The sequence below is a fragment of the Streptococcus mitis genome (assembly GCF_003942965.1).
In the GTDB taxonomy this organism is placed as follows: domain Bacteria; phylum Bacillota; class Bacilli; order Lactobacillales; family Streptococcaceae; genus Streptococcus; species Streptococcus mitis_BH.
In genome coordinates this window covers 1-2,200 of the sequence record NZ_RJOG01000059.1, presented here as the reverse complement: position 1 = coordinate 2,200, position 2,200 = coordinate 1, and the positions used below count along the sequence as shown (strand labels likewise).

Annotated in this window: 1 protein-coding gene and 1 pseudogene; both read right to left on the bottom strand. The window is 30.2% G+C overall.

What is annotated here, in order from left to right; all coding sequences use genetic code 11:
* Nucleotides 1-1,951: ATP-binding protein (locus tag D8837_RS09175; RefSeq protein ID WP_142999007.1), on the bottom strand; the 1,951-nt coding region annotated here is incomplete at its 3' end.
* Nucleotides 1,936-2,200 (bottom strand): annotated as a pseudogene (locus D8837_RS09170) (hypothetical protein); the annotation flags it as partial. The gene D8837_RS09175 and the pseudogene D8837_RS09170, both read right to left, overlap by 16 nt.

Below are 2,200 nucleotides of genomic sequence, written 5' to 3'. Positions count from 1 at the left end.
CCTCTTCATTATTTTGAATACTATTTAAAATTAAATTATCAAGTATAACCATTAGTAAATCATAAGAAATTTTAATTTTTTCTTCATGTTCTATTTTGATTATAAATTTTACCCAATTATATTGTTGTTGCCATTTATTAATAATCAAACCAATTAACTCATCTAATTCAAACTCCTTGATGATAAACTTATCTTTTTTAGTTTCATCAATAATTGTATCAGCTAAATCTAATACTTTTTCTAAATCATTGGAGAGTGTCTCAAGGAGCAGAGGTATGTTTCTCGAACTGGGTTTATCAAGTAACAATTCTTCCCAGTCATATTTTCTCTTCAAAACCTCTTTTATTTTAGTCGGATTCACAGCGATAGAATTTCTGTTGTTTTGAACCTCGTGACTTAATGAGCTTACTTTTAATTGTAAAGTCGCTAAAACATTCAACAATTGAACCTCATATCGATAATCCTCTTCAATTCTTTTCCTATCTTCGCCAAGATCATCTATAACTTTTTTTTGAGACGTCAACTTTTCATGAATTTTCTCAAAATCTGTCTTGGTTAATTCTGAAATTCTATCTGGATTTTTAATAGTATCCTGAACAATCTTATCAGCAGTTACCTCCTGTTGTTCATCACAAATTGCTTTATCTAACAATTTTATTTCATATTCATTTATTAATCTAATTATACTTTGGCGATAAGACTCAAATTCCTTCAATGCGATATGGATTATCTCCAAAAAAATATGATAGTATATATTTTCCACTATACCTTGTCGATTAGATATATCTTCTATATGTTTATTTTCTTTTTTATCTATAGAAATATATCCAGAAATTTGTTTAGGCCTCACACGCCATGAACCGTTTGCATGTGATGCTGCCGCAGGAGATGCAACAACTCTTTGTGAAAGTTTTAACCAATCTCTCCGCCCCTCAAATGAATCAATGCTAAATGAATTTCTGTACAGAATAACTCCTAGATCATATCTTTTTGGTAAAAATTGATATTTATACTTAAATTTTTCAAAATCTTTATCTGTAATAGATCCTAAACTAAAATATAAATTCCCAGAAAAATTACCTATTTCTTTCAAAACAGTCTTGATTTCCTCTTCCGTAACCTCTCTTTCTTCTTCATCTTCTTTCAATAGTTTTATGATTTCTTTTTTCAATTCAGAACTAATATTTAAAGAAACCTCTTTACCACCTGTAGAGAACCCAACTATATCTTCAACAGAACTTTTAAACTCATCAAATATCATCTTCACGTTCAATTTTTGAGTACTAGAGTCATAATTCATTTCAATAGAGTCAACAAAGTGCGTACCACTTTTGGGATTTGCCCATACATTCTCAGTTGTTTCTCTATGAACAACTCCTTCTGTCTGATAATCAATAGTAATCTCCATTTGATCATCAAAATAAACCTTACTCAGATAATTTTTCAGTGGAATTATGTTTTTAGAGGACCATTTGTCTCTAAGATTATAAATTCTAATTATTGTCCCCTGTTCATCATTAGTTGATTCTATACTTTCCAGTTTAGATTTTTCCCAGTCTGTCGTCCATTTAATCTTAGAATTTCCTTCCTTATGAGAACGCAGTTCAATTACTTCACCCAATCTAGCAAGTGCAAATCTCCCTATTCCTTTAGAACCAGCAAAGACTCTTCCAGTTTTGGAATCTATGTAATCTCTAGTAGACTTACCAACATGCATCCAAGCATTTTTGATGTCCTCGCTACTCATACCGATTCCATCATCGACAATTTCAATAAAAAGTTTTCCTGTACTTTTTGATTTTCTAAATGAAATAGTTATTTTTTCAGCACCTGCATCATAGGCATTTTTTACTAACTCTAAAACAGCTGATTCCTTTGTGGAAAAGTTATTTCTTCCTAATACTTCAGCCAAGACTTTATCTTCAACAATATATTTTAATGTTTCTGCCATACATTATCCTCCAATAATTTTCTTGGGATTTTAATATATTTTAAATCGGTAGAGCTAATATTTTGATAACCCGCTGCATAGTTTTTAGAAATATTAGATAAGTAGTTCAAAACAGTTGGCGAATTCAAATAGTCTACTATTCTAGTCAAAACTCGATTACTATAATCTTCAAAAAATGTAATTGATAGACCTGACTGAACAAATCCCTCATTAATAAGTTTAAATGGTGAGTTTTTCAAATCAGCCACT